The sequence below is a fragment of the Deltaproteobacteria bacterium genome (assembly GCA_016180845.1).
GTDB lineage: Bacteria > UBA10199 > UBA10199 > JACPAL01 > JACPAL01 > JACPAK01.
This window is the reverse complement of the sequence record JACPAK010000003.1, coordinates 22,730-42,529: the sequence shown is the minus strand read 5'-3', so window position 1 is coordinate 42,529 and position 19,800 is coordinate 22,730. Positions and strand designations below refer to the sequence as shown.

Below are 19,800 nucleotides of genomic sequence, written 5' to 3'. Positions count from 1 at the left end.
TGACCTCCTCATTTTTTTTCCAAAACAGCATTGTATTTTTTATTTCCTTCCGAGCTGAGATCCACGGTCGTTTCCCAAGGTTCGTAGCCATCGAGCTGAATGCGAATGGTATGCTTGCGGTCTCGTGGGACTTTGTTGATTGTGACCGGTGTCTTGGGGGGGATCATATCTCCGTCGAAATAGATATTGGCCCGTGGAGGAGTTGAATTGATGCTGATTTCTCCGAAGAGGCCTTGGAGCTGGATTGTCCCCAATGATTTCAATTCCCCGGCATCGAGCGTGATATTCGATGAATAACGCAAGTAGCCTTGTTTCGAAATCAAAAGCTTCACGGCACCTGCAGGAATACTGGTAACCGTGACGGGTGTTGTTCCCTTGAACTCAGCATTGACATAAACATCGGCCCCTGACGGTTCCGAATCCAATTTAAGTGATGCCGGTTTTCCGCCGATCGCCGCTGTTGTGGGAGTATGCGGCTCCGGTTTTGCCTCCTCTTTAATTTCCGGGTTGAGAGAGGCGCTGACATTAGCGGTCTCATTTCCCTTGATGGTAAGGCCTCGACGACTCCAGGCTTCATATCCCTCTTTCTGCAGGGTGACGTTGAGTTTTCTGCCTGCTTCAAGCTGGTCAAAAGTGGAAGGGGTTACTTCTCCGGTATCTTTTCCATCGAGAAGAATTTTTGCCTGAGAAGGGTTGGATCGAATATCCAATTTCCCGTATCGAGCTGCCTTGGGTTTTTCTGCAGTTGAGGGGGGAGGGGCAGAGGGTTGTTCGATTTTGGGAAGATTCGTCAGTGTTGCAATCAGCTTTACCGGTTCCAGATCTTTGACCTGAACCCCTCCAAACCAGTCGGCATGCCCCTCTAATGCCAATTTGATCTGATAATCCTTCGGGACATGAAGATTTTCGATTTTCGAGGGAGTGGCCTTCCCGGTATTTTGACCATCAAGGAAGATCTTGGCGCCGGCGGGTGACGAGCTGATATCGATAACGCCAAGTGGCAACGCCTCGAGAGGCTCATCAATCAGGATCGGTTCGGTCGTCATGAGGGCAAATTTCTTTTTGAATTCCTTATACTGTTTTTTCACAAGCCGGATTTCGTATTCCCTTCCCAACGGGAGTTTCTGGAGTGTGGAGGGGGTTGTCAGTCCGGTATCGGCATCGTTCAAAAATATCTGGGCGCCGGAGGGATTCGTTGCTACCCGGAAACTTCCGATATCGACCGCCTCTGGAGCCGCTGGTGGCGGTGTCCTCTCTTTTTGAACCGGTGTTGTTTTTTGAACAACCACCTCTCGTTTTGCCTCCGGTTTGAAAAATTGATAGCCGAAGTAACCAAGACCGGCTGCAGCGGCCAGGATGCCGAGACCGATCGCCATTCGCCCTGCCTTTTTGACTCCGGGGAGGGAATAGATCCCGGAAACCGCCGTTTTTTGCGTCACCGCTGCCCGTGGCTGAGAGCTTCCATGAACCATGATGTCTTCTTGCTCTGCCTGCTTGATCAGGACGGACCTTGTCTTGTCGTCGAGTTGAGGGATGGCCGCTTTTCTGGCGATCTCTTTTGAGAACATTTTTTGGAGCAGGGAGGCGAGATGTCTCGGTGAAAAATCGATAAATGAGGAATAAAGGAATTTCGTCAGATCGAGCTGAAAATCTCCCACGCTTTGATAGCGATCTTTTGGATTGTAAGCGAGGGCCTTGCAGAGGATCGCCTTGACTGAGGCGGGAAGTTGTTCGGGGAGCATTGTGGTGTTGAGACGGGTTGTTCGAATCTTGTTTAAGACTTCAAACTGTGTTTCTCCCGTAAACAGTTTTTCCCCGGTCAACATCTCGTAGAGGACAACCCCTGCCGAAAAGATATCCGTTCGGTGATCAATCGGTTTTCCCAAAGCCTGTTCTGGAGACATGTAGGCGATTTTCCCTTTCAGAATGCCGGCCATCGTGTGGGAAACATTCATCGCCGCCTTCGCAATTCCAAAATCGACGATTTTTATTTCACCTTCAAAAGAAACAAGAATATTTTGGGGGCTGATGTCCCGGTGGACGATGTTCAATGGAATTCCCTGATAGTCGGTTTTTCGATGGGCATAATCGAGCCCCTTGCAACATTCGCTCATGATATAGACGGCGATCTCTTCCGGCAGTTTTTCTCCTTTTTGAGCCAATCGGGTCATGACCTCGCGCAGATTGGTGCCATTGATGAATTCCATCGAGATGAAATAGTCATCGCCAACTTTTCCCAGATCAAAAACCTGGACGATATTGGCATGGGAGAGGAGGACGGTAAGTTTCGCCTCATCAATCAACATGCTGATGAATTCTTTGTCTGCGGCGCAATGAGGAAGGATTCTCTTGATGGCGAGGAGTTTTTCAAAACCATCGACACCGTAGGTCTTCGCCTTGTAAATCTCCGCCATTCCACCAACAGCTAATTTGTCCAAAAGGACATAGCGGCCAAACGGTTTTGGCTCGAATGAAGATTCTTCTTTCTCTGCCCCTTTTACATCCTCTACTGCCATAGAATCATCCCAATGATTAAGAATGAGGCCCCGAGAAACATGCCGAGAATTAACACGTAAGTTAGGATCACTCCCGGCCGAGGTTTGCCATCTTTCCCTAAAATCCCCCAAAGGACAAGGATTCGTTCTGTAAAGGTCAGGCTTCCTTCTTCCTCTTCTAAAGAATCATGAGCCGGACCCCTCTGAGTCGGAAGGGTCAATCTCTTCGGTTTTTGTCCCAGGAGGCTTGTGCCTCTCCTTCTGCTTCCATCCATCGCCAGGATTCTTTTCAAGAGAGACGGTTTTTTTTCAAATTTATCTTTTTGTTTTTCTTGTTGCTGTTGTTGCCTCTTGTCGGGTTGATCCAAGACACCTCCAACGCGACGGAGGTTTGGATCAGTATGGATTAAACGGTCAATCGGCATATTAATTCTCGGATAATCCCCGTGGGTTTTTTGTCCCCACCGACGACTGGGACTTTTGTCTCCATTCTAAGGCAATAACCTTGCCAAATCAACGAATCTTTTAGCGTTCCAAGATCTTATCAACAGTTTCTTCTTATTTTGATAACAACGAGTTTGCTAGTTCCCTCAGGAGGCCAATGACGAAAGTCTCTAATATAATCAATAAGATAAAGACGATTAATGGAGAGAAATCGATTCGTGTTCGATAGAAAATAGAGGAGGGGATCAGGCGTCTTACCCTTCGAAAAACCGGCTCTGTAGCGAGGTGGAGGAAGCGGACAATCGGGTTATAGGGGTCAGGATTTACCCAGCTGATAATGACCGCAATCGCAACGATGAATGTGTAGATATCAATGAAGAATCCAAGGATTCTGGCGACAGTAAGAACGAGATAGCCTAAAAAGGTCATGTTTGGCCTCGGAGCTCCTTTGCTCGGTTTGTTGCTGCCTCGACCGTTTGTCTCAGAATTTCAGCAAAACCTTTTTCCCTCATAAGATTAAGTCCCGCCTCTGTCGTCCCCCCCTTCGAGGCGACTCGTGATATTAAGACGTCGATCGGCTCTTTAACAGACCTTATCATTTCAACCGCCCCCTTGACCGTTTCAAGAAAAAGGGGGCGGGCAATTTCTTCCGGGAGACCGAGCTGTGTCGCCCCTTTAATCATGGAGTCAATAAAATGATAGACGAAGGCAGGTCCGGCCCCAGAGAGTGCTGTCACAATATCGAGCCATTCTTCCTGAGGGATAAAGAGCGCCTTGCCGACGGCGGAAAAAATCTTGAGCGCCAATTGGCGATCTGATTTTTTTGCGGAGGGCGCTGAGAAAAGGCCGGTGGCTCCCATCCCGAGGAGGCTTGGTGTATTCGGCATTGCCCGAATCAGTCGGGTCCCTTTTGGGAGAAAGCGGAGATAAAAAAGGGTATCGAGGCCAGCAGCAATCGTGATCACGAGATGTCTTGGGGTGATCACGGCGGCGATTTCCTGCAGGACCTCTTTCATCTGTTGTGGTTTTACGGCGAGCAGGATCAGCGGTGCGGATTGTGCCAACTCTGCGTTGGTATCGAAGAGTTGAATCTTGTATTTTTTTCGAAGGAGCCGCTTCTTTTCAGGGTGAAGTGTTGTGGCACCGATTTCTGAGCCCTTGAATATTTTTTTCTTTATGAGCGCGGTGACAAGCGCCTGACCCATGTTGCCGCAGCCGATGAAACCGAGTTTTATTTTTGTTTTTTTCATAATCGTGGCCCAAAAATTCCCGTCCCGATCCTCACCATCGTCGCCCCCTCCTGAATCGCGACCTCGAAATCGTGTGTCATCCCCATCGAGAGCTCTGTTAGTTGGTTTTTGTAGAGTTTTCTAGAATTAATTTTGTCTCGTATCTCTCGCAGATGTCGGAAAAAGGGGCGGGTCTTCTCTGGATCCTCGTCAAAAGGGGGGATCACCATGAGGCCTCTCAGCAAGACGGAATCGAGTTCGTTTATTTGTGGAATCAGATCAAACAGTTCATCTGAATAGGGAAATCCTGACTTTGATTCCTCCTGACCGAGATTGATTTCGAGGAGAATCGATTGTTCCTTGCCGACCTTCTTGGCCTGATTGTGGATCTCCTGCACGAGGGAGGGGGAATCAACGGCATGGATCAGTTCGACGTCATCGATGATTTTTCTGACCTTGTTTTTTTGTAAGTGTCCGATGAAGTGCCAGTGAATTAGAGCGGGTCCTGTCTCGGGTTCCGCCCACCCGTGCTCACCCGTTGCGCGCGGGCGGGCGCCCGACCCGAGCCACCCGCTCTTACCAATAGCTTCCCGATGCTCCAACATCTCCTGCACGTAATTCTCACCGATATCGGTAACGCCAGCTCGAATCGCCTCAGCTATCTTTTCCACCGGTTGACCTTTGGCCACCGCAATTAATCTGATCTCGGATACCGAGCGTTTAGAACGGTGACAGGCAGATTCGATCCGGGCTTTGATCTCTTCAAGGCCCTGAGTAACGCCCCCTTCCGGGGGGGGCTTGTTTAACATAACTCCCTCTCTTACACTAAGAGGGGGAGCGATGAAAATGAAAAGACTTGTCTCCACGGTATTTCTGATGATCATCCTGAGTCTCTCCTGTAAGATGGAGATGCAAAAGGGGATGGAGAGACCGATGGCACTTCAAAAGGGATTTTCTGTCTTAACTCAGGCGACATTTGCCGGTGGTTGTTTCTGGTGTGTCGAGCATGCCTTTCATGAATTGAAGGGGGTCAAGGAGGTTGCCTCCGGTTATATCGGAGGTCAGAAAGAGGATCCGACATACGAAGAGGTCTCTCGTGGGACAACAGGCCATTACGAGGCGATTCAGGTGACCTTCGATTCAAAGGAGATCTCCTATTCAGAACTCCTCGATTTTTTCTGGCGTCAGATCGATCCGACCGATTCGGGAGGGCAGTTTATCGATCGGGGAAGCCAGTATAGGACGGCGATCTTTTATCATGACGACGAGCAGAGAAAACTTGCTGAAAAATCGAAAAAAGAGTTGAGCCATTCCGGCAGGTTTCAGAAGGCGATTGTCACTCCGATCCTGCCGGTGGGGCATTTTTACCGCGCGGAGGAATACCATCAGGACTATTCCAGAAAAAACCCATTTCGATATTCCCTCTATCGATCCCATTCCGGTCGGGATGATTATTTGGAAGAGACGTGGGGCGAGGGAGAATGCAGAGAACGTTCGGGTGATGATTTAAGAAAAACATTAACCCCCCTCCAATATGAGGTCACGCAATGTAGCGGGACTGAGCTCCCGTTTCAAAACGAGTATTGGGATAACAAGAGAGAGGGGATCTATGTCGATATTATCTCCGGCGAGCCTCTTTTCAGTTCCTTCGATAAATTTGATTCAGGAACCGGGTGGCCCAGTTTTACAAGGCCCTTAAACCCCGAGAACATTATAGAAAAGGAAGATCAGGGTCATTTTATGGTCCGGACTGAGGTCAAGAGTCGGAAGGCGGGGTCCCATCTCGGGCATCTTTTCCCTGATGGTCCTCGCACCCTGCCTGACGGCAGGCAGGCAACCGGTCTCCGTTATTGTATAAACTCCGCCTCGCTTCGTTTTATCCCTAAGGAGTCTTTGGAAAAAGAGGGGTATGGGGAATACAAGGCTCTTTTTGAAAAGAAGTAGGGGTGCGTCAATTCCTTATATAGACAAAAGGAATTGCGGCTGATAAAATTAGTGTAAAATCCAATCGTTCTTTCTCAGTTTTAACTCCCCATTAAAAGGATCCTCAGATTTTTTCCGGAGATAAGGCAAAAGTTTGAGGAGCCATTTCGCCAATTCTCTAGGCGAAATGCAAAAAGGGGGGGATATGCCAAATTTGAGTGATGTTGTTCAAGGTCTCTGCGATGAGAGGCACTATCAGGATCTCTCATGGGAAGGGGGCTTTGATGAGTATCTCGAGATCGTGAAGAAAAATCCGAGGATCTCTCGGACCGCATTTCAAAGGATCTACGATATGATCCTGTCCCACGGAACCGAGGAGTACACCGACAGTAAAAAAGTCATCACGCGTTACAAGTTTTTTACCGATCCCCTGGAGAATGGGAAGGATGCGATCTTTGGGCTCGATCTCCCCCTGATGAAGATGGTCAATATCTTCAAGGCATCCGCGATGGGTTATGGGGCCGAGAAACGGCTCTTTCTCTTGCACGGTCCTGTCGGAAGTTCCAAGAGCACGATCGCGCGTCTCCTGAAAAAAGGGCTTGAGGCGTATTCGAGAACCCCCGAAGGGGCGTTATATACCTTTTACTGGGTCAAAAATGGAGGGGATCCCCTCATTTTCGGGAATCAGGAAATGCTTCCCTGTCCGATGCATGAGGAGCCGATTCATTTGATCCCGCTCGAAATCCGGCAAAAGTTTTTTGAAAAGGTGAATGAGGGGGCGCCGAATGATCGCAAGATCCGCGTTGACGGGGATCTCTGTCCTCCGTGTCGTTTTATCTATCGGGAATTGCTGAATCGCTATCACGGCGAATGGAAGAAGGTGATCTCGCATATCCGTGTCCGACGGCTGATTTTGGCCGAGAAAGATCGCGTGGGGATCGGAACCTTCCAGCCGAAGGATGAAAAGAACCAGGACTCGACAGAGCTGACAGGGGATATGAACTACCGAAAGATCGCGGAGTATGGTTCAGACTCGGATCCGAGGGCGTTTAACTTCGATGGGGAATTTAATATCGCGAATCGCGGGATGATCGAATTTATTGAGATGCTGAAGCTCGATGTCGCCTTTCTATACGATCTTCTCGGGGCGTCCCAGGAACATCGAATCAAGCCGAAGAAATTTGCCCAGACGGATGTTGACGAGGTCATTTTGGGGCACACCAATGAGGCGGAATACCGGAAGCTTCAAAACAATGAATACATGGAGGCGCTTCGTGACCGAACGCTCAAGATTGACATTCCTTACATCACGAAGCTGCATGAGGAAATCAGGATTTACGAGAGGGATTTTAATTCTCAAAGGATTCGAGGAAAGCATATTGCCCCCCATACGCTGGAGATGGCGGCGATGTGGTCTGTTCTGACGCGACTTGAGGAGCCCAAAAAGGCCAACCTCACGCTGATGCAAAAGCTCAAACTCTACGATGGAAAGGCGGTTCCTGGTTACACGGAGGAGAGCGTTAAGGAGCTCCGAAAAGAGACAGTTCGGGAAGGGATGGATGGGATCTCGCCACGTTATATTCAGGATAAAATTTCAAATGCCCTCGTGATGGATCGGGATGCAGGGTGTATCAACCCGTTCATGGTGCTTCGCGAGTTGGAGAGTGGTCTCAAACATCACTCATTGCTGAAGAGCGATGAGCAACGGAAGCGCTATCTTGAGCTTCTTTCTGTCGTGAAGGATGAGTATGAGGATATTATCAAGCATGAAGTTCAGCAGGCGGTCGCTGCCGATGAAGATGCGATCTCCCGGTTGTGCGCCAACTATATTGATAATGTGAAGGCCTACACGCAGCGCGAAAAGGTAAAGAATCGTTATAGCGGTCAGTACGAGGAGCCGGATGAACGGCTCATGAGACAGATCGAGGAGAAGATTGATATCCCTGAGGGGCGAAAGGATGATTTTCGCCGGGAGATCATGAATTATATAGGGGCGCTGGCCATTGAAGGAAAGGTCTTCAACTACAAGACGAATGAGAGACTCCGCCATGCCCTGGAGCTGAAGCTTTTTGAGGATCAGAAGGATTCAATCCGGCTGACGAGTCTTGCCTCCCCCGCTTCGGATCCGGAATTTCAGGACAAAATTGCTGTAGTCAAAAATCGCCTCGTGAAGAATTCTGCTTACTGTGAGGTTTGCTCAAGCGATGTCCTTTCCTATGTGTCGAGTATTTTTGCGAGAGGGGATGTAAAAGGGAAGGGTTAATGTGTCATTTCTGAAGATCGACACCGATCACGCCCGTTTCAAGGAAATCATCCAGGGTCGTATCAAAAAAGAGCTCCGACGCTTTATTACACGAGGAGAACTGATCGGCCGCCAGGGGCAGGATGTCATCAGCATCCCTCTGCCGGAGATCGAGATCCCCCGTTTTGCCTATGGATCACGGCAGATGGGAGGGGTTGGTCAAGGGGACGGAGAACCGGGGACGGTGATTGGTGTTGGGGATGAGGAGGGGGGAAAACCTCAGGCAGGGAATGAACCTGGGGAACATATTATTGAGGTGGATATTACACTGGATGAATTGGCCAATATACTGGGGGAGGAGCTTGAACTCCCTCGGATTGAACCGAAAGGGGACGCCTCGCTAGCGGCCGAAAAAGAAAGATATACCAGCATCCGATCCAGCGGACCTGAATCACTTCGTCATTTTAAGCGGACCTACCGGCAGGCGCTGAAGCGTCAGATCATGAGCGGGAGTTATGACTATCGAAGTCCGAAGGTGGTTCCTTATCGGGAGGATCGTCGTTACCGTGTCTGGAAAGAGACGAGGCGTCCGGAACGAAATGCGCTTATTGTTTATATGATGGACGTTTCCGGCAGCATGGGGGCCGAACAGAAAGAGATCGTTCGGATCGAATCCTTCTGGATCGATACCTGGCTTCGCTCTCAGTACAAGGGGATCGAAACACGCTACATCGTGCATGACGCCGTCGCGCGTGAGGTAGACCGGGAGACTTTTTATCGGACGCGAGAGTCCGGGGGAACGATCATCTCCTCGGCCTATAAGCTGGCGCTGGAAATGATCAAGGAGAAGTATGCATCCACAGAGTGGAACATTTATCCTTTTCATTTTTCTGATGGTGATAACTGGTCCGGCAATGACACCCAGGAGTGTCTGAAACTTCTTTCGGAAGAGATCCTGCCGCGGGTCAATGTCTTTTGTTACGGTCAGGTCGAGAGTGAATACGGGAGCGGTCAGTTTCTGAAAGACTTGATTGAGAGATTCCCAAGTCATGAACGGGTGATGACCTCGAAGATTGCCTCGAGGGAGGCGATCTATCACTCGATCAAGGATTTCTTGGGAAAAGGACGATAGGAAATTATGTCTTTAACACCGGAATTAAAACAGGCGCGTGATGCGATCTTCCGATATGCGAAGGACTTCGGACTCGATTTTTTCGAGGTGATCTTCGAACTCCTAGATTGGAATGAGATCAATGTGGTCGCCTCCTATGGCGGGTTTCCCAGCCGTTACCCTCACTGGCGGTTCGGAATGGAATTTGAGCGGATGAGCAAGTCGTACCGCTACGGTCTTTCGAAGATTTACGAGATGGTGATCAACAACGATCCTTGCTACGCCTATCTCCTTCGATCGAACAGCCTTATTGATCAGAAGATGGTGATGGCCCATGTGTACGGGCATGCCGATTTTTTTAAGAACAATCATTATTTTTCACATACCAATCGCAAGATGATGGATGAGATGGGGAATCACCGCGCCAAGATTTATCGTTATATCAATCGTTTTGGTTTGAACGAGGTAGAATGTTTTGTCGACCGATGTCTGTCCCTCGAAAATTTGATCGACATTCACAACCCTGGGGCAAAAAGAAAAAGGCCGTCAGCGCATCGGTTTTTGGAAGAGGAGTCGCCGGTGGCGCTGCAGCAGTCAATTGAAGAGCCGGTTTGTCATCTTCCCGAACGCGATCTGCTTTGGTTTCTGATCGAACAGGCCCCTCTGGAGGATTGGGAACGAGAGGTTCTTTCGATTATTCGGGAAGAGCAGTGTTATTTTTCTCCTCAGGCCCAGACAAAAATACTGAATGAAGGATGGGCCGCGTACTGGCACTCGAAGATCATGACGGAGAAGGCGCTAAACGACAGTGAGGTGATTGACTATGCCAGCCATCACTCGGCGACGGTTTCTCCGCAGCCGGGGAAACTCAATCCGTACAAGATCGGGATGGAGCTTTTGCGGGATATTGAGCGCCGTTTTGGCCGGCAGAAGATTTTCCAGGCGAGGGCCCTTCATAATGATCTGACTTTCATCGATGAGTTTTTGACGGAGGCTTTTTGTGAAGACCAGAAGTTTTTCGTCTACGGTTTCAATCAGGCGAATGGGACCTACGAGATCATCGATCGGGATTTCAAGAAGGTGAAGGAAAAATTACTGATGAGTCTCACAAATCTCGGGAACCCGATCATTCAGGTTCAGGATGGAAATCATGCCGGCCGCGGGGAGCTCTGCCTGAAGCATCTGCATGAAGGGGTCGATCTCCGGATCGATTGGGCGAAGGATACCCTGAAAAATCTGTACGGCCTCTGGAAAAAAACGGTTTACATCGAAACGCTCGTCGAGGGGATCCCGAAACTGATGAGTTTTGACGGGGAGGAGCACCGGGAACAGCGAATGACTTAAGCCCGTATCTCCTCGAAACTAATCCTTAAGAAGGCCGATAATTTCGTCAAATGATTGAATCCACGGCAGTTGTAGTCGATAACGTTACTGGCCTTTCAGGTCTCGGGACCGCGTTTTTCATGGGGATTCCGCGGGTCGGAGAACTCTTGGAGGACTACACCTCTTTTCAGGAAGTCGGCAGGGGTTTTCAGAAATTTTCTAATCTAAAAATTAAAAATATTCCGATCGCGCGATGTCTGGCGCCAGTAGCTGCCATGACAGCCCTCTGGCAATCTGCTCGCGCTGGCGTGCACCTCTTTTCTGGGGAGAGTCGGGATTCCTTCCATGATGCCCTGATTCTAGGTTCCGGTTTTGTGACAGGACTGAATCTGATCGGCCACGCATTTTTCCCGGCGGCCAAGATGCTGCGTGGCGTGACACTCTGCCTCGGCCTGACCTGGGATCTGATCGACCTTATCGTTGGTCGTTTCACAGGGGCGAGTTGGGTTGACACCTTCACGCAAGCAGCGCTGCTTGGTGTCTTCAACTTTGATCGGCAGGGGAGGAGAGAGATCAGAAATTTTTTGAAGGCAGGGAAATCTCCTTCGATTCAACTGACTCCGGATGAGGCGTTGAGGATTTCGAGACGTCTCGCGACCGTGACCCTGGAAGATGTTGCTCTTCTGAGGACAGAGATTGAAAGAGTACAGGCGAAGGGAGAGAATGTCACATCCCTTATAGGTGAATTGGTGTCTCTCAGTGAACGACCCGACCTGGATGAAGCGGTCAGAAGGGCAGCCTCCTCTGCCTTGGAACCGATTATCTCTGTTGAGTTACGTAATCTATGGGCTGTGGGGAGGACAGGCATCAAACAAGATCCGGAGGTTGTTTGGGGGGAATTGGCAAAGGCGGTGGATGAGGGGGATCGGTTTAAATTAGCTGAGAGAATCTTCCAACTGACAGGAAGTTGTCAGACTCCGGAAGAGCAGATGGCGCTGTCAACCCGTCTCACTTATTACCCCCATCCTGTTGTTCGTTATCTTCAGTATACCTTGGCGGATGCAGTAGTGGATGGATTCAAACCGGACGCATTTTGGTGTCAGCATGAACGGTACCTTCTCTGGTCCGATCTCCTCCCGTCCCAGTCCGAACAGAGACGAAGAGATGCGATCGACATGCTCTCTCTCTTCGCAAAGGGAAGGGTGGATGAGGCGATAGATTGGGCGAGATTGCTTGCTGAAAGACCAGACGATCCTGTTGTCAGCCATGGGGCTCGAAAGATCCTTGAGGAATTAGGTTCGGCAACGACGGAAGGAGAATAAGCCAATGAATCCAATTATCATCAGGCCGATAAAACCGAGTCCCCATTCTCCGATAGCGAAGGTGATCACAACATTAAATGCCATGATCGAGAGATAGAAGAGGGGTCCCAAGAAGGGTATTCGTAGGGGCGACCGGCCGGTCGCCCCTGCGATTTTTCCCGCGTATTCATAAAGCGAGAAAATCACCAACCCCACCAAAAACCACCCCGCGAAGTTGGAGAGGGGGACACCGAAATAAATACCACCGTTGGGGTAGTAAAAGATCTTGCCCAAGAACCATTGATCGCCACGGACGGCGAGGGGGTCGGTCATGATGTCGAGGAGGGTCATGAGCAGTGAGGATAAAAAAATGGCGGGTGACCCGGGCGGGGGTGCCCAGTCGCGCGCAACGGGTGAGCACGACTGGGCTTGAGCCCGGGGCAGGACCCGCCATTTTTTTATCCAATTAGCCATTTCATATGAGGCATACGCCATAAACACGTAAGAGATCGAATCCCAGACCGGAACGCCGCCGAGCATCAGTTCGCCTTTCATGTTTTCGTAGATGTAGTGATACATTCCGTACGGGAAGCCCCAACGGATCGAACAAAATTCAGAGAGGAAGGCGATCGTGTAACCGATAATCAAAAAGAGGAGTGTGCGGAGAGGACCGCGGTTCAAGAGGCCGATGACGAGAAATGCCATCAGGAAGGCAACGACGTAAGGGCGGTTTTGGATTGTAAGTAAGAGGGATTGCATGGTATTAGAGATTCACCGTTATGAAGAAAATTGCCATTTATTTTTTGCTCATATGTCTTCCTCTTCTGATACTTTCTGCCGACCCGATCAAGAAAATTTCCATCCTCACCATCAATGACCAGATCATCAATCCGATCACCGCGGAGTATATTGAAAAAGGGATTGAGCAGGCTGAAAAAGACGGGGATCAAGCGATTGTGATCCAGCTCGATACGCCGGGAGGGCTTCTTTCTTCCACAAGGACTATTGTGAAAAAAATCCTGAATGCCGAAATTCCGGTCGTTGTCTTCGTCGCCCCGTCCGGTTCACGAGCCGGTTCAGCGGGCGTGTTTATCACATTGGCTTCTCATATTGCGGCGATGGCCCCGTCGACCAATATCGGTGCCGCGCATCCGGTCGAGTTTGGAGAGAGTCCCGGACGAAAAAAAGAGTCGTTAAAGGATGTTTTGAAGTCGTTAAGAAAGGAAAAGGAAGGTGAAAAGAAGAAAGAGAACCAGGCCCAGAGGGCCGTTGAAGGGGAGGCTCCATCCCCGCCGTTGCCAAGGCGGGATGGAGGGGGCGACGCGAGCCCCCACGATGCCAAGATTTTGAATGACACCGTCGCCTGGGTCAGCACGATTGCGAAGACGCGGGGGCGGAATGTCGATTGGGCGGTTCGGGCGGTGAAGGAGAGTATCTCGGAGGGGGAGACGCAGGCCTTAAAACTGAATGTTGTCGATTATGTCGCCCAGGATCTGGGGGAGCTCCTGCAAAAAATTGATGGGAGGGAGATAACGCTTGCCTCCGGGAAGAGGGTGACGCTCTCAACAAAGGAGGCAGTTCCCTCCATGATCCCGATGACGATGCGTCAAAGGATCCTCGATGTCCTGATCAATCCGAATATCGCTTATATTTTAATGATGCTCGGTTTTTATGGGTTGCTGTTTGAGATTACTCATCCGGGGACCTGGTTTCCGGGGGTTGCTGGACTCATTTGTATCATTTTGGCCTTTTATGCCTTTCACACGCTGCCGACGAACTACGCCGGGCTCGCTCTGATTGTCCTCGCGATCGCCCTTTTTGTCGCGGAGGCATTTGTCACGAGTTACGGACTTCTCGCGATGGTCGGGATTGTCAGCATGCTTCTCGGTTCCCTCTTTTTAATGGACTCAGCGGCCGATTTTATGCAGTTATCGCTCAAGATTGTCCTGCCGATTGTTATCGCAACGGGGCTTTTGACCTTATTCCTGACAGGACTTGCGATCCGTGCAAAACGTCAGAGAAGTCCTGTGGGGGCAGAGGGGCTTGTCGGTCAGATAGGGACAGTCGAGGCAGGAGGGACGATTTACATCGCGGGTGAAATCTGGGAGATGCTTTCGGAAGAATCTTTACAGGCAGGAGACAAGGTTCGGATTCTATCGATGGCCGGAATGAAATTGAAGGTCAAAAAAATATAGGGAGGTTTTATGTACTCGTTTTCTTCGATCCTTATCGCCTTTGTCGTTCTCTATCTCCTGAGTTCGATAAAGATTCTCCGTGAATATGAGCGTGGTGTTATCTTCCGCCTCGGTCGCATGCTTCCCTCTCCGAAGGGACCCGGTATCATCTTTGTCTTTGCGCCGATCGATCGGATGGTGCGGATTTCGCTTCGGGTGATCGTGTTCGACGTCCCACCACAAGATGTGATTACGAAAGACAACGTTTCAGTCAAGGTCTCCGCCGTTGTCTATTTCCGGGTGGTAGAGGCCAATAAGGCTGTGGTGGCGGTGGAGGATTACCTGTTTGCCACCTCACAGATGGCGCAGACCACCCTTCGCTCGGTGCTGGGGCAGACGGAACTTGACGGGCTCCTCTCCGAGCGGGAGAAGATCAATCATACCCTGCAGGATATCATTGATCGCCAGACTGAGCCGTGGGGGATCAAGGTGGCGAACGTCGAGGTCAAGCATATCGATCTCCCCCAAGAGATGCAGCGGGCGATGGCCAAGCAGGCCGAGGCGGAGAGAGAGCGACGTGCGAAGGTCATTCGGGCGGAAGGGGAGTTTCAGTCAGCCGCCAAGCTGGTGGAGGCTGCGAAGATGATGGGGGATCACCCGATGAGCTTGCAGATGCGTTATTTGCAAACCTTGGTCGAGGTCGCCTCAGAGAAAAATTCGACGACGATCTTCCCGATTCCGATTGATCTGTTGAGTCCCTTTATCAAAAAATCTTAAAGGGGAGTTTCATGCTCAAAGGAGAGGTTGTCTATCTTTTCGCCTTCGATGTAGCGGATGAGATCCGCACAGAGAAGGTCAGCAAGATCCTCTCCAAAAAGGCGATGCCATTTGAGGTCCAGGCCGATCGGACCTTTCCCAAAGATATCCCTTTTTACAAACCATTGACGATCGAACCGAGACCGCATTCATGGAAGGTTGGTGGGCTTCCCCTACATATCGTGGTGAGGGTTTATGATGTCGGGGTGGTTTCCCTCATGATTTCTGTTCCGTTTGAAGTCCAGACGGTGGGCGATCTGATGAAATTTCACGAGCTTGTTCTGGACAATGAAAAGCCTCTGGATGCTGCGGCCTATGAGTTGTGTGCCGATGTCGTCAAAAATCTCCAGGAATATATTGTGAAAGGGAGTGAGAAGGTGGGGATACCGGAGGCCTACACCGTTTTTACCTTTCAGGGGATCGGTGAGACGACTCATGTGGGTCAATGGGTCGACAAGCATCGACAGGAGATCGCCGGTCTCTTGGCCGAAACCGAACCCGAAAAACTTTCCCCTCAACAGATCGACGAGACCTTTCGTCATTTCATCAGTTTTACCCAGGAAGATGCGACGATCATTGATTGGGACTCCGCCTTGGTTGTTGATCTGTCAGGTCCTCCTCAAGATCTCCTTCATGTTCTGGAGCTCGCGAATCTACAGCTTGAAGAACTTGTACTCATGGATGAAAGGTTGGACCGCTATCTGGATCGGGCCTACGACGATCTTGAGAAGACGCGTCCTTATTTTTCCGGGTTGGCTCGGAGGGGGCTTGCGAAACTCCGACGCTTCCGAATGGATGTGACGAAAATCACCGATGATGTCTCCAATATCAGCAAATTTTTTGGGGATTGGTATCTGGCCCGTGTCTACCTCGCCGCTCGGGAGCGGTTTCACCTCGCCACCTGGAAGGAGAGTATCCAAAGCCGCCTTTCGAATCTGGACCATTTTTACGAAGTCCTCCGGGCAGAGGCGAATGAATCCTGGATGCTCGTGCTTGAGTTTTTGATTGTGTTGCTTTTTGTCGTCGACCTGCTCGCTGTTTTTTTGAAAGACTAGTCTGTGTTCAGGGTCGGTAAATCGATCGGATCATTGAGATAAAGGCATCGATCAATTTTGGATCCCACTGACCCCACTCCTTTTCCTTGTCCAAGATCTTGATTGCTGAGTCCGGTTTCATTGCCTTGCGGTAAGGACGATTCGTCGTCATCGCGTCGTAGCTATCGGCGATCGCTGCAATGCGTGCATAAAGCGGGATCGTTTCCCCTTTCATCTTATCAGGATGACCACACCCATCGAATCGCTCGTGGTGATTCTTGATGATCGAGAGGGAGGTGTGGATCGATTTGAGACCACAACAGATTTCGTATCCCTTCATCGGATGGGTCCGGACCTCGGCCATTTCCTCAGCGGTGAGGGGGCCTGGTTTATGCAGGATCGTTTCACTGATTCCGATCTTGCCGATGTCATGAAGCAGTCCCCCGCGCCAAATCATGTTTTGATCCCTTTCGGAGAGGCCAATTGTTCGAGCCAATTGCCGTGAGTATCGTGCCACACGCTCCGAATGTCCGCGTGTGTAGAGATCCTTTGTTTCAATCGTTTGGGCCAGAGAGACCAGCATGTTTTCACTTGTCTCCAGGTCGTCATAGAGTGCCTTGAGACGAAGCAGCGATCGGATCCTCGTTTCTAACTCAAGACGATTGAACGGTTTGATCAGGAAATCATCCGCGCCGAGATCGATCGCCTTCAGTTTGTCTTTCAGCTCCTGAAGGGCGGTGACAATAATGATCGGGATAAAACGATATTCCTTGTCTGATTTGAGTCTTGCGCAGACATCGTATCCGGTCATCTCCGGCATCATGATATCGAGGACGATGAGATCTGGTTTAAAAGAGGCGACCTTTTCGATTGTCTGCTTCCCATCGACGGCGAAGTCGAGCTCATAACCGGTTCCCTTGAGTTGCAACTTAATGAGCTGGATATTGGCCTCGTGGTCGTCGGCAATCAAAACGCGGGGGGCACGACCAAATTCGGCCGCTATATCCAAAAGGGGGGCCATAATTGATTCATAAATTCTACAGGCCCGTTGGCAGAAAGTCTATCCCAAAGACGATAGAATCATCACTTGACACCCTGCTTCAAATACCCAAAAACATGGGCATGTTTTGGCTTCTGCGAAAGCTATTTTTCTTGGGGGTTCTTGGAGCACTTTTTTGGGTTATCCTGCAACTCGACTATCAGGGGCGTCCCGTAAAAGATCATGTCAGGGAGTTTCTGAATGCCCCATTAATCCAGGAGATCGTGCGTCAGGTTCGAGGGGAAGTGGATAGTTACCTCAAGAAAAGAAATCTACCGACCGGACCGGCGATGGAGAATATCGACGAGAAGGAAAAGGAAAAACTGGAAGAGGTTCTTGAAAAAGAGGGTTTGGATAAAAACGGACAATGACGCTTTTGCGTTGGAGTGCAGCGGTCGGTGTTCTTCTCGTTGGGGTTTTTCTGGTGAGTTATATGCAAAGAAAGTTTGATGAAGGGGACTCCAGGAGGGCGTTGGCGGTGATTCAGGGGAACTTTCCGGATGTTCATGATTGCAACGCAGAGGTTGTTTCCAGGTTTCGAGGTCATGTTCGGGTGAGGTGCTACCGGGGAGAAGATCAGACGGAAGAATGGCTGGTTGATCTTGTTCATTCAACAATAGGAGGGAGCGATCATGGAGACTGAAAAATGTAAGGTGGAGAATTGCAAAAGACCCTATCGCGCAAAAGGGTACTGTAATGTTCATTACAAAAAATGGCGGCAAGGGGATCTGCCTCATCGCCGTTTCAAGACCTGTCATCAGGAAAACTGCCGGAAGCCGATGGTGAAGCTGGGCCTGTGTGAGGAGCATTATAAGGCAAAGGCGGGGGTGAAAGAGGGGGCAGCAGCTCCGGCCCCAGCAGCGCCAGCGACAGATGCGGCACCAGCTGCTTGATTATTACCAAGCCGCCCTCGCAAAACTTGGCCCCCAACACTGGTGGCCCGGTGAGACCCCTTTTGAGGTCTGTGTCGGGGCGATCCTCACGCAAAATACAAATTGGACAAATGTTGAAAAGGCGATTGCGAATCTTAAGAAGGAAGGGTTGCTCGAACCAAAGAAGTTGTATGCGGTCGCCCCGTCCCACCTCGCTTCTCTGATCCGTCCCGCAGGATATTTCAATATCAAGACGCGACGTCTCCGTTCTTTTCTTAAATTTTTAATTGATGAGTATGATGCCGATCTGGATCGGATGTTTGCCGAGAGAACAGAGGGTCTCCGCGAAAAACTTTTATCTGTAAAAGGGATTGGTCCGGAGACCTGTGATTCGATCCTGTTGTACGCAGGAAACAAACCGATCTTTGTCGTGGATGCCTATACGAAACGGATCTTCACGCGGCATCAGGTTCTGACCGAGGAGGCCGATTATCATGAGATTCAGGAGTATTTTGAAAATCATTTGCCCGACACCCGCTCCAATTTGTATAACGAGTTCCATGCCTTAATCGTCAACATCGGCAAAAACTGGTGCAAATCACGCCAGCCGGATTGTGGGCATTGCCCGTGGGAGAAGTTTTTGCCGGGCAAAAGGTGAGGGGTTAGGGTTTTACAACGGATAAAACGGAGTGATCCTCAGTCTTTTAAACCCCCACCCACATTAGCGCATTCGCCTTCAGGATCATTATGAAGGGCATTTTCCGCGCACCATTTTTCCAAAGCTTTAAGCCGCCAATAGGAGGAGGCTTGTCTGTATGGAAAATCACCGATCACTCTTGAAACCTCGGCAATAAAATCTTGAGAAAACCGTCTTGCATTATAGGCTACTTGAGTGGATCTGTTGGCGGACGAGATTCTATTATCAGCCTTACCATCAGCATTCACATCGGCAATAACAGCATTGATCTCCTCCGTTCAGTTCTTTCCCAAAGGAACGTTTTCGTTGTTGGTTCTCGGTAAGGATTTGGATGGGGTTGCTATATTTTTATTGCCAGAATAAAGATTGATCTTATGTCCACTCTCTTAGAAAGCCCGGAATTAAAAACCTTGGAGCGGGTCATTGAGCGTCTCAACCGGGCCTCGATTCCCTACATGCTGACAGGTTCTATGGCCTTGAATTTTTATGGCCACCCTCGTGCCACCAACGATTTTGACATTGTTATTGAGGTTGAGAGCAGGGATACGGAAAGGCTAATCACAATTTTTCAGGACGGGTTTTACATCAGTCGTGAAGCCGTTCAGGAGGCGCTGAATCTCGAACGTATGTTTAATATCCTTGATGAAGAAACGATTTTTAAAGTGGATCTGATTGTCCGTAAAAATGATCCTTTTTCACGTGAACAATTTCAGAGACGAAGATTGAAGGAGTTAGGCTCTATTAAGGGCTATGTGATTTCACCTGAAGATTTGATTCTTGCCAAACTTGAATGGTCAAAAGAGTCTCGTTCAGAGATGCAGGAGCGTGATATCAGAAACCTAGTCACTCTCCTGTCAGATGAGTTAGACTACAGTTATCTGGAACGATGGGCAGAGAGGCTGGGTTTTTTGGAAAGGTTGAAACAATATTATGTATCGCCCTGATACCTCGACAAGCTTTCAGAAGGTCTACAATGAACGGATAAAAAAACTGACGGGGAAGGAGCGATTTCTGAGGGGCATTTCACTCACTCATTTTTGTCGGGAGATGTGCCAATCAGGAATCAGAGACAGCAGCCCGCTCGCGAATTCCACTGAGCT

The 19,800-nt window shown here is 49.8% G+C and carries 20 protein-coding genes; 13 read left to right on the top strand and 7 right to left on the bottom strand.

Going from position 1 to position 19,800, the window contains the following annotated elements; all coding sequences use genetic code 11:
• Positions 1–8 precede the first annotated feature (8 nt).
• From HYT76_05945 to HYT76_05925, 5 genes are all read right to left on the bottom strand, one after another.
• On the bottom strand, positions 9–2,516 hold the full coding sequence (locus HYT76_05945) for a serine/threonine protein kinase (GenBank protein ID MBI2083093.1): 2,508 nt from the start codon (positions 2,514–2,516) through the stop codon (positions 9–11).
• Positions 2,507–2,920 carry a hypothetical protein gene (locus HYT76_05940; GenBank protein ID MBI2083092.1) on the bottom strand — a complete coding sequence of 138 codons (414 nt, stop codon included), beginning with the start codon at positions 2,918–2,920 and terminating at the stop codon, positions 2,507–2,509. The genes HYT76_05945 and HYT76_05940 overlap by 10 nt, the downstream gene beginning before the upstream one ends.
• A 133-nt stretch (positions 2,921–3,053) precedes the next feature.
• A complete protein-coding gene (locus HYT76_05935) occupies positions 3,054–3,368 on the bottom strand; it encodes a YggT family protein (protein ID MBI2083091.1) in 315 nt (104 codons plus the stop codon).
• Entirely contained in the window at positions 3,365–4,189 is an 825-nt protein-coding gene (locus HYT76_05930) for a pyrroline-5-carboxylate reductase (GenBank protein MBI2083090.1), read from the bottom strand. The genes HYT76_05935 and HYT76_05930 overlap by 4 nt, the downstream gene beginning before the upstream one ends.
• Positions 4,186–4,977, bottom strand: a complete 792-nt coding sequence (locus HYT76_05925) for a YggS family pyridoxal phosphate-dependent enzyme (protein ID MBI2083089.1) — start codon at positions 4,975–4,977, stop codon at positions 4,186–4,188. The genes HYT76_05930 and HYT76_05925 overlap by 4 nt, the downstream gene beginning before the upstream one ends.
• A gap of 124 nt (positions 4,978–5,101) precedes the next feature.
• Between HYT76_05925 and msrA the strand changes: the two genes are divergently transcribed.
• The 5 genes from msrA to HYT76_05900 all read left to right on the top strand — a co-directional run bounded on the left by msrA (position 5,102) and on the right by HYT76_05900 (position 12,089).
• Positions 5,102–6,112 carry a peptide-methionine (S)-S-oxide reductase MsrA gene (msrA, locus tag HYT76_05920; GenBank protein ID MBI2083088.1) on the top strand — a complete coding sequence of 337 codons (1,011 nt, stop codon included), beginning with the start codon at positions 5,102–5,104 and terminating at the stop codon, positions 6,110–6,112.
• Positions 6,113–6,296: 184 nt separating this feature from the next.
• Positions 6,297–8,354: a serine protein kinase gene (locus HYT76_05915; protein MBI2083087.1), complete on the top strand. Its 2,058-nt coding sequence runs from the start codon at positions 6,297–6,299 to the stop codon at positions 8,352–8,354.
• Between the two features lies 1 nt (position 8,355).
• Positions 8,356–9,465, top strand: a complete 1,110-nt coding sequence (locus HYT76_05910) for a DUF444 family protein (protein ID MBI2083086.1) — start codon at positions 8,356–8,358, stop codon at positions 9,463–9,465.
• 6 nt (positions 9,466–9,471) lie between these two features.
• Positions 9,472–10,788, top strand: coding sequence for a SpoVR family protein (locus HYT76_05905; protein ID MBI2083085.1), 1,317 nt, complete (start codon positions 9,472–9,474; stop codon positions 10,786–10,788).
• Between the two features lie 50 nt (positions 10,789–10,838).
• Complete coding sequence (locus tag HYT76_05900) at positions 10,839–12,089, top strand: hypothetical protein (GenBank protein MBI2083084.1); 1,251 nt, start codon at positions 10,839–10,841, stop codon at positions 12,087–12,089.
• Here HYT76_05900 and HYT76_05895 read toward each other — a convergent pair.
• On the bottom strand, positions 12,060–12,827 hold the full coding sequence (locus HYT76_05895) for a carotenoid biosynthesis protein (GenBank protein MBI2083083.1): 768 nt from the start codon (positions 12,825–12,827) through the stop codon (positions 12,060–12,062). The two genes, HYT76_05900 and HYT76_05895, sit on opposite strands and share 30 nt — an antisense overlap.
• A 44-nt stretch (positions 12,828–12,871) precedes the next feature.
• Between HYT76_05895 and HYT76_05890 the strand changes: the two genes are divergently transcribed.
• From HYT76_05890 to HYT76_05880, 3 genes are read left to right on the top strand one after another with little or no spacing between them, the layout of a single operon-like run.
• Positions 12,872–14,263, top strand: coding sequence for a nodulation protein NfeD (locus tag HYT76_05890; protein MBI2083082.1), 1,392 nt, complete (start codon positions 12,872–12,874; stop codon positions 14,261–14,263).
• Between the two features lie 9 nt (positions 14,264–14,272).
• On the top strand, positions 14,273–15,019 hold the full coding sequence (locus tag HYT76_05885) for a slipin family protein (protein ID MBI2083081.1): 747 nt from the start codon (positions 14,273–14,275) through the stop codon (positions 15,017–15,019).
• Between the two features lie 11 nt (positions 15,020–15,030).
• Positions 15,031–16,113 carry a hypothetical protein gene (locus tag HYT76_05880; protein ID MBI2083080.1) on the top strand — a complete coding sequence of 361 codons (1,083 nt, stop codon included), beginning with the start codon at positions 15,031–15,033 and terminating at the stop codon, positions 16,111–16,113.
• A gap of 7 nt (positions 16,114–16,120) precedes the next feature.
• Here HYT76_05880 and HYT76_05875 read toward each other — a convergent pair whose 3' ends face one another.
• Positions 16,121–17,113, bottom strand: a complete 993-nt coding sequence (locus tag HYT76_05875) for a response regulator (GenBank protein ID MBI2083079.1) — start codon at positions 17,111–17,113, stop codon at positions 16,121–16,123.
• A 101-nt stretch (positions 17,114–17,214) separates the two neighbouring features.
• On the opposite strand from HYT76_05875, the gene HYT76_05870 reads away from it, so the two are divergent.
• From HYT76_05870 to HYT76_05850, 5 genes are all read left to right on the top strand, one after another.
• Positions 17,215–17,502: a hypothetical protein gene (locus HYT76_05870; GenBank protein ID MBI2083078.1), complete on the top strand. Its 288-nt coding sequence runs from the start codon at positions 17,215–17,217 to the stop codon at positions 17,500–17,502.
• Positions 17,499–17,774, top strand: coding sequence for a hypothetical protein (locus HYT76_05865; GenBank protein ID MBI2083077.1), 276 nt, complete (start codon positions 17,499–17,501; stop codon positions 17,772–17,774). The genes HYT76_05870 and HYT76_05865 overlap by 4 nt, the downstream gene beginning before the upstream one ends.
• Positions 17,764–18,024 carry a vegetative protein gene (locus tag HYT76_05860; GenBank protein ID MBI2083076.1) on the top strand — a complete coding sequence of 87 codons (261 nt, stop codon included), beginning with the start codon at positions 17,764–17,766 and terminating at the stop codon, positions 18,022–18,024. Before HYT76_05865 ends, HYT76_05860 begins: the two co-directional genes overlap by 11 nt.
• Entirely contained in the window at positions 18,005–18,661 is a 657-nt protein-coding gene (locus tag HYT76_05855) for an endonuclease III domain-containing protein (protein MBI2083075.1), read from the top strand. The genes HYT76_05860 and HYT76_05855 overlap by 20 nt, the downstream gene beginning before the upstream one ends.
• A 413-nt stretch (positions 18,662–19,074) precedes the next feature.
• On the top strand, positions 19,075–19,644 hold the full coding sequence (locus HYT76_05850) for a hypothetical protein (protein ID MBI2083074.1): 570 nt from the start codon (positions 19,075–19,077) through the stop codon (positions 19,642–19,644).
• Positions 19,645–19,800: the final 156 nt, after the last annotated feature.

What these genes read in the sequence shown, in the direction of transcription:
- HYT76_05945 (MBI2083093.1), bottom strand. Translation starts at nt 2,516, where the DNA reads ATGGCAGTAGAGGATGTAAAAGGGGCAGAGAAAGAAGAATCTTCATTC.
- HYT76_05940 (MBI2083092.1), bottom strand. Translation starts at nt 2,920, where the DNA reads ATGCCGATTGACCGTTTAATCCATACTGATCCAAACCTCCGTCGCGTT.
- HYT76_05935 (MBI2083091.1), bottom strand. Translation starts at nt 3,368, where the DNA reads ATGACCTTTTTAGGCTATCTCGTTCTTACTGTCGCCAGAATCCTTGGA.
- HYT76_05930 (MBI2083090.1), bottom strand. Translation starts at nt 4,189, where the DNA reads ATGAAAAAAACAAAAATAAAACTCGGTTTCATCGGCTGCGGCAACATG.
- HYT76_05925 (MBI2083089.1), bottom strand. Translation starts at nt 4,977, where the DNA reads ATGTTAAACAAGCCCCCCCCGGAAGGGGGCGTTACTCAGGGCCTTGAA.
- msrA (MBI2083088.1), top strand. Translation starts at nt 5,102, where the DNA reads ATGGCACTTCAAAAGGGATTTTCTGTCTTAACTCAGGCGACATTTGCC.
- HYT76_05915 (MBI2083087.1), top strand. Translation starts at nt 6,297, where the DNA reads ATGCCAAATTTGAGTGATGTTGTTCAAGGTCTCTGCGATGAGAGGCAC.
- HYT76_05905 (MBI2083085.1), top strand. Translation starts at nt 9,472, where the DNA reads ATGTCTTTAACACCGGAATTAAAACAGGCGCGTGATGCGATCTTCCGA.
- HYT76_05900 (MBI2083084.1), top strand. Translation starts at nt 10,839, where the DNA reads ATGATTGAATCCACGGCAGTTGTAGTCGATAACGTTACTGGCCTTTCA.
- HYT76_05895 (MBI2083083.1), bottom strand. Translation starts at nt 12,827, where the DNA reads ATGCAATCCCTCTTACTTACAATCCAAAACCGCCCTTACGTCGTTGCC.
- HYT76_05885 (MBI2083081.1), top strand. Translation starts at nt 14,273, where the DNA reads ATGTACTCGTTTTCTTCGATCCTTATCGCCTTTGTCGTTCTCTATCTC.
- HYT76_05880 (MBI2083080.1), top strand. Translation starts at nt 15,031, where the DNA reads ATGCTCAAAGGAGAGGTTGTCTATCTTTTCGCCTTCGATGTAGCGGAT.
- HYT76_05875 (MBI2083079.1), bottom strand. Translation starts at nt 17,113, where the DNA reads ATGGCCCCCCTTTTGGATATAGCGGCCGAATTTGGTCGTGCCCCCCGC.
- HYT76_05870 (MBI2083078.1), top strand. Translation starts at nt 17,215, where the DNA reads ATGTTTTGGCTTCTGCGAAAGCTATTTTTCTTGGGGGTTCTTGGAGCA.
- HYT76_05865 (MBI2083077.1), top strand. Translation starts at nt 17,499, where the DNA reads ATGACGCTTTTGCGTTGGAGTGCAGCGGTCGGTGTTCTTCTCGTTGGG.
- HYT76_05860 (MBI2083076.1), top strand. Translation starts at nt 17,764, where the DNA reads ATGGAGACTGAAAAATGTAAGGTGGAGAATTGCAAAAGACCCTATCGC.
- HYT76_05855 (MBI2083075.1), top strand. Translation starts at nt 18,005, where the DNA reads ATGCGGCACCAGCTGCTTGATTATTACCAAGCCGCCCTCGCAAAACTT.
- HYT76_05850 (MBI2083074.1), top strand. Translation starts at nt 19,075, where the DNA reads ATGTCCACTCTCTTAGAAAGCCCGGAATTAAAAACCTTGGAGCGGGTC.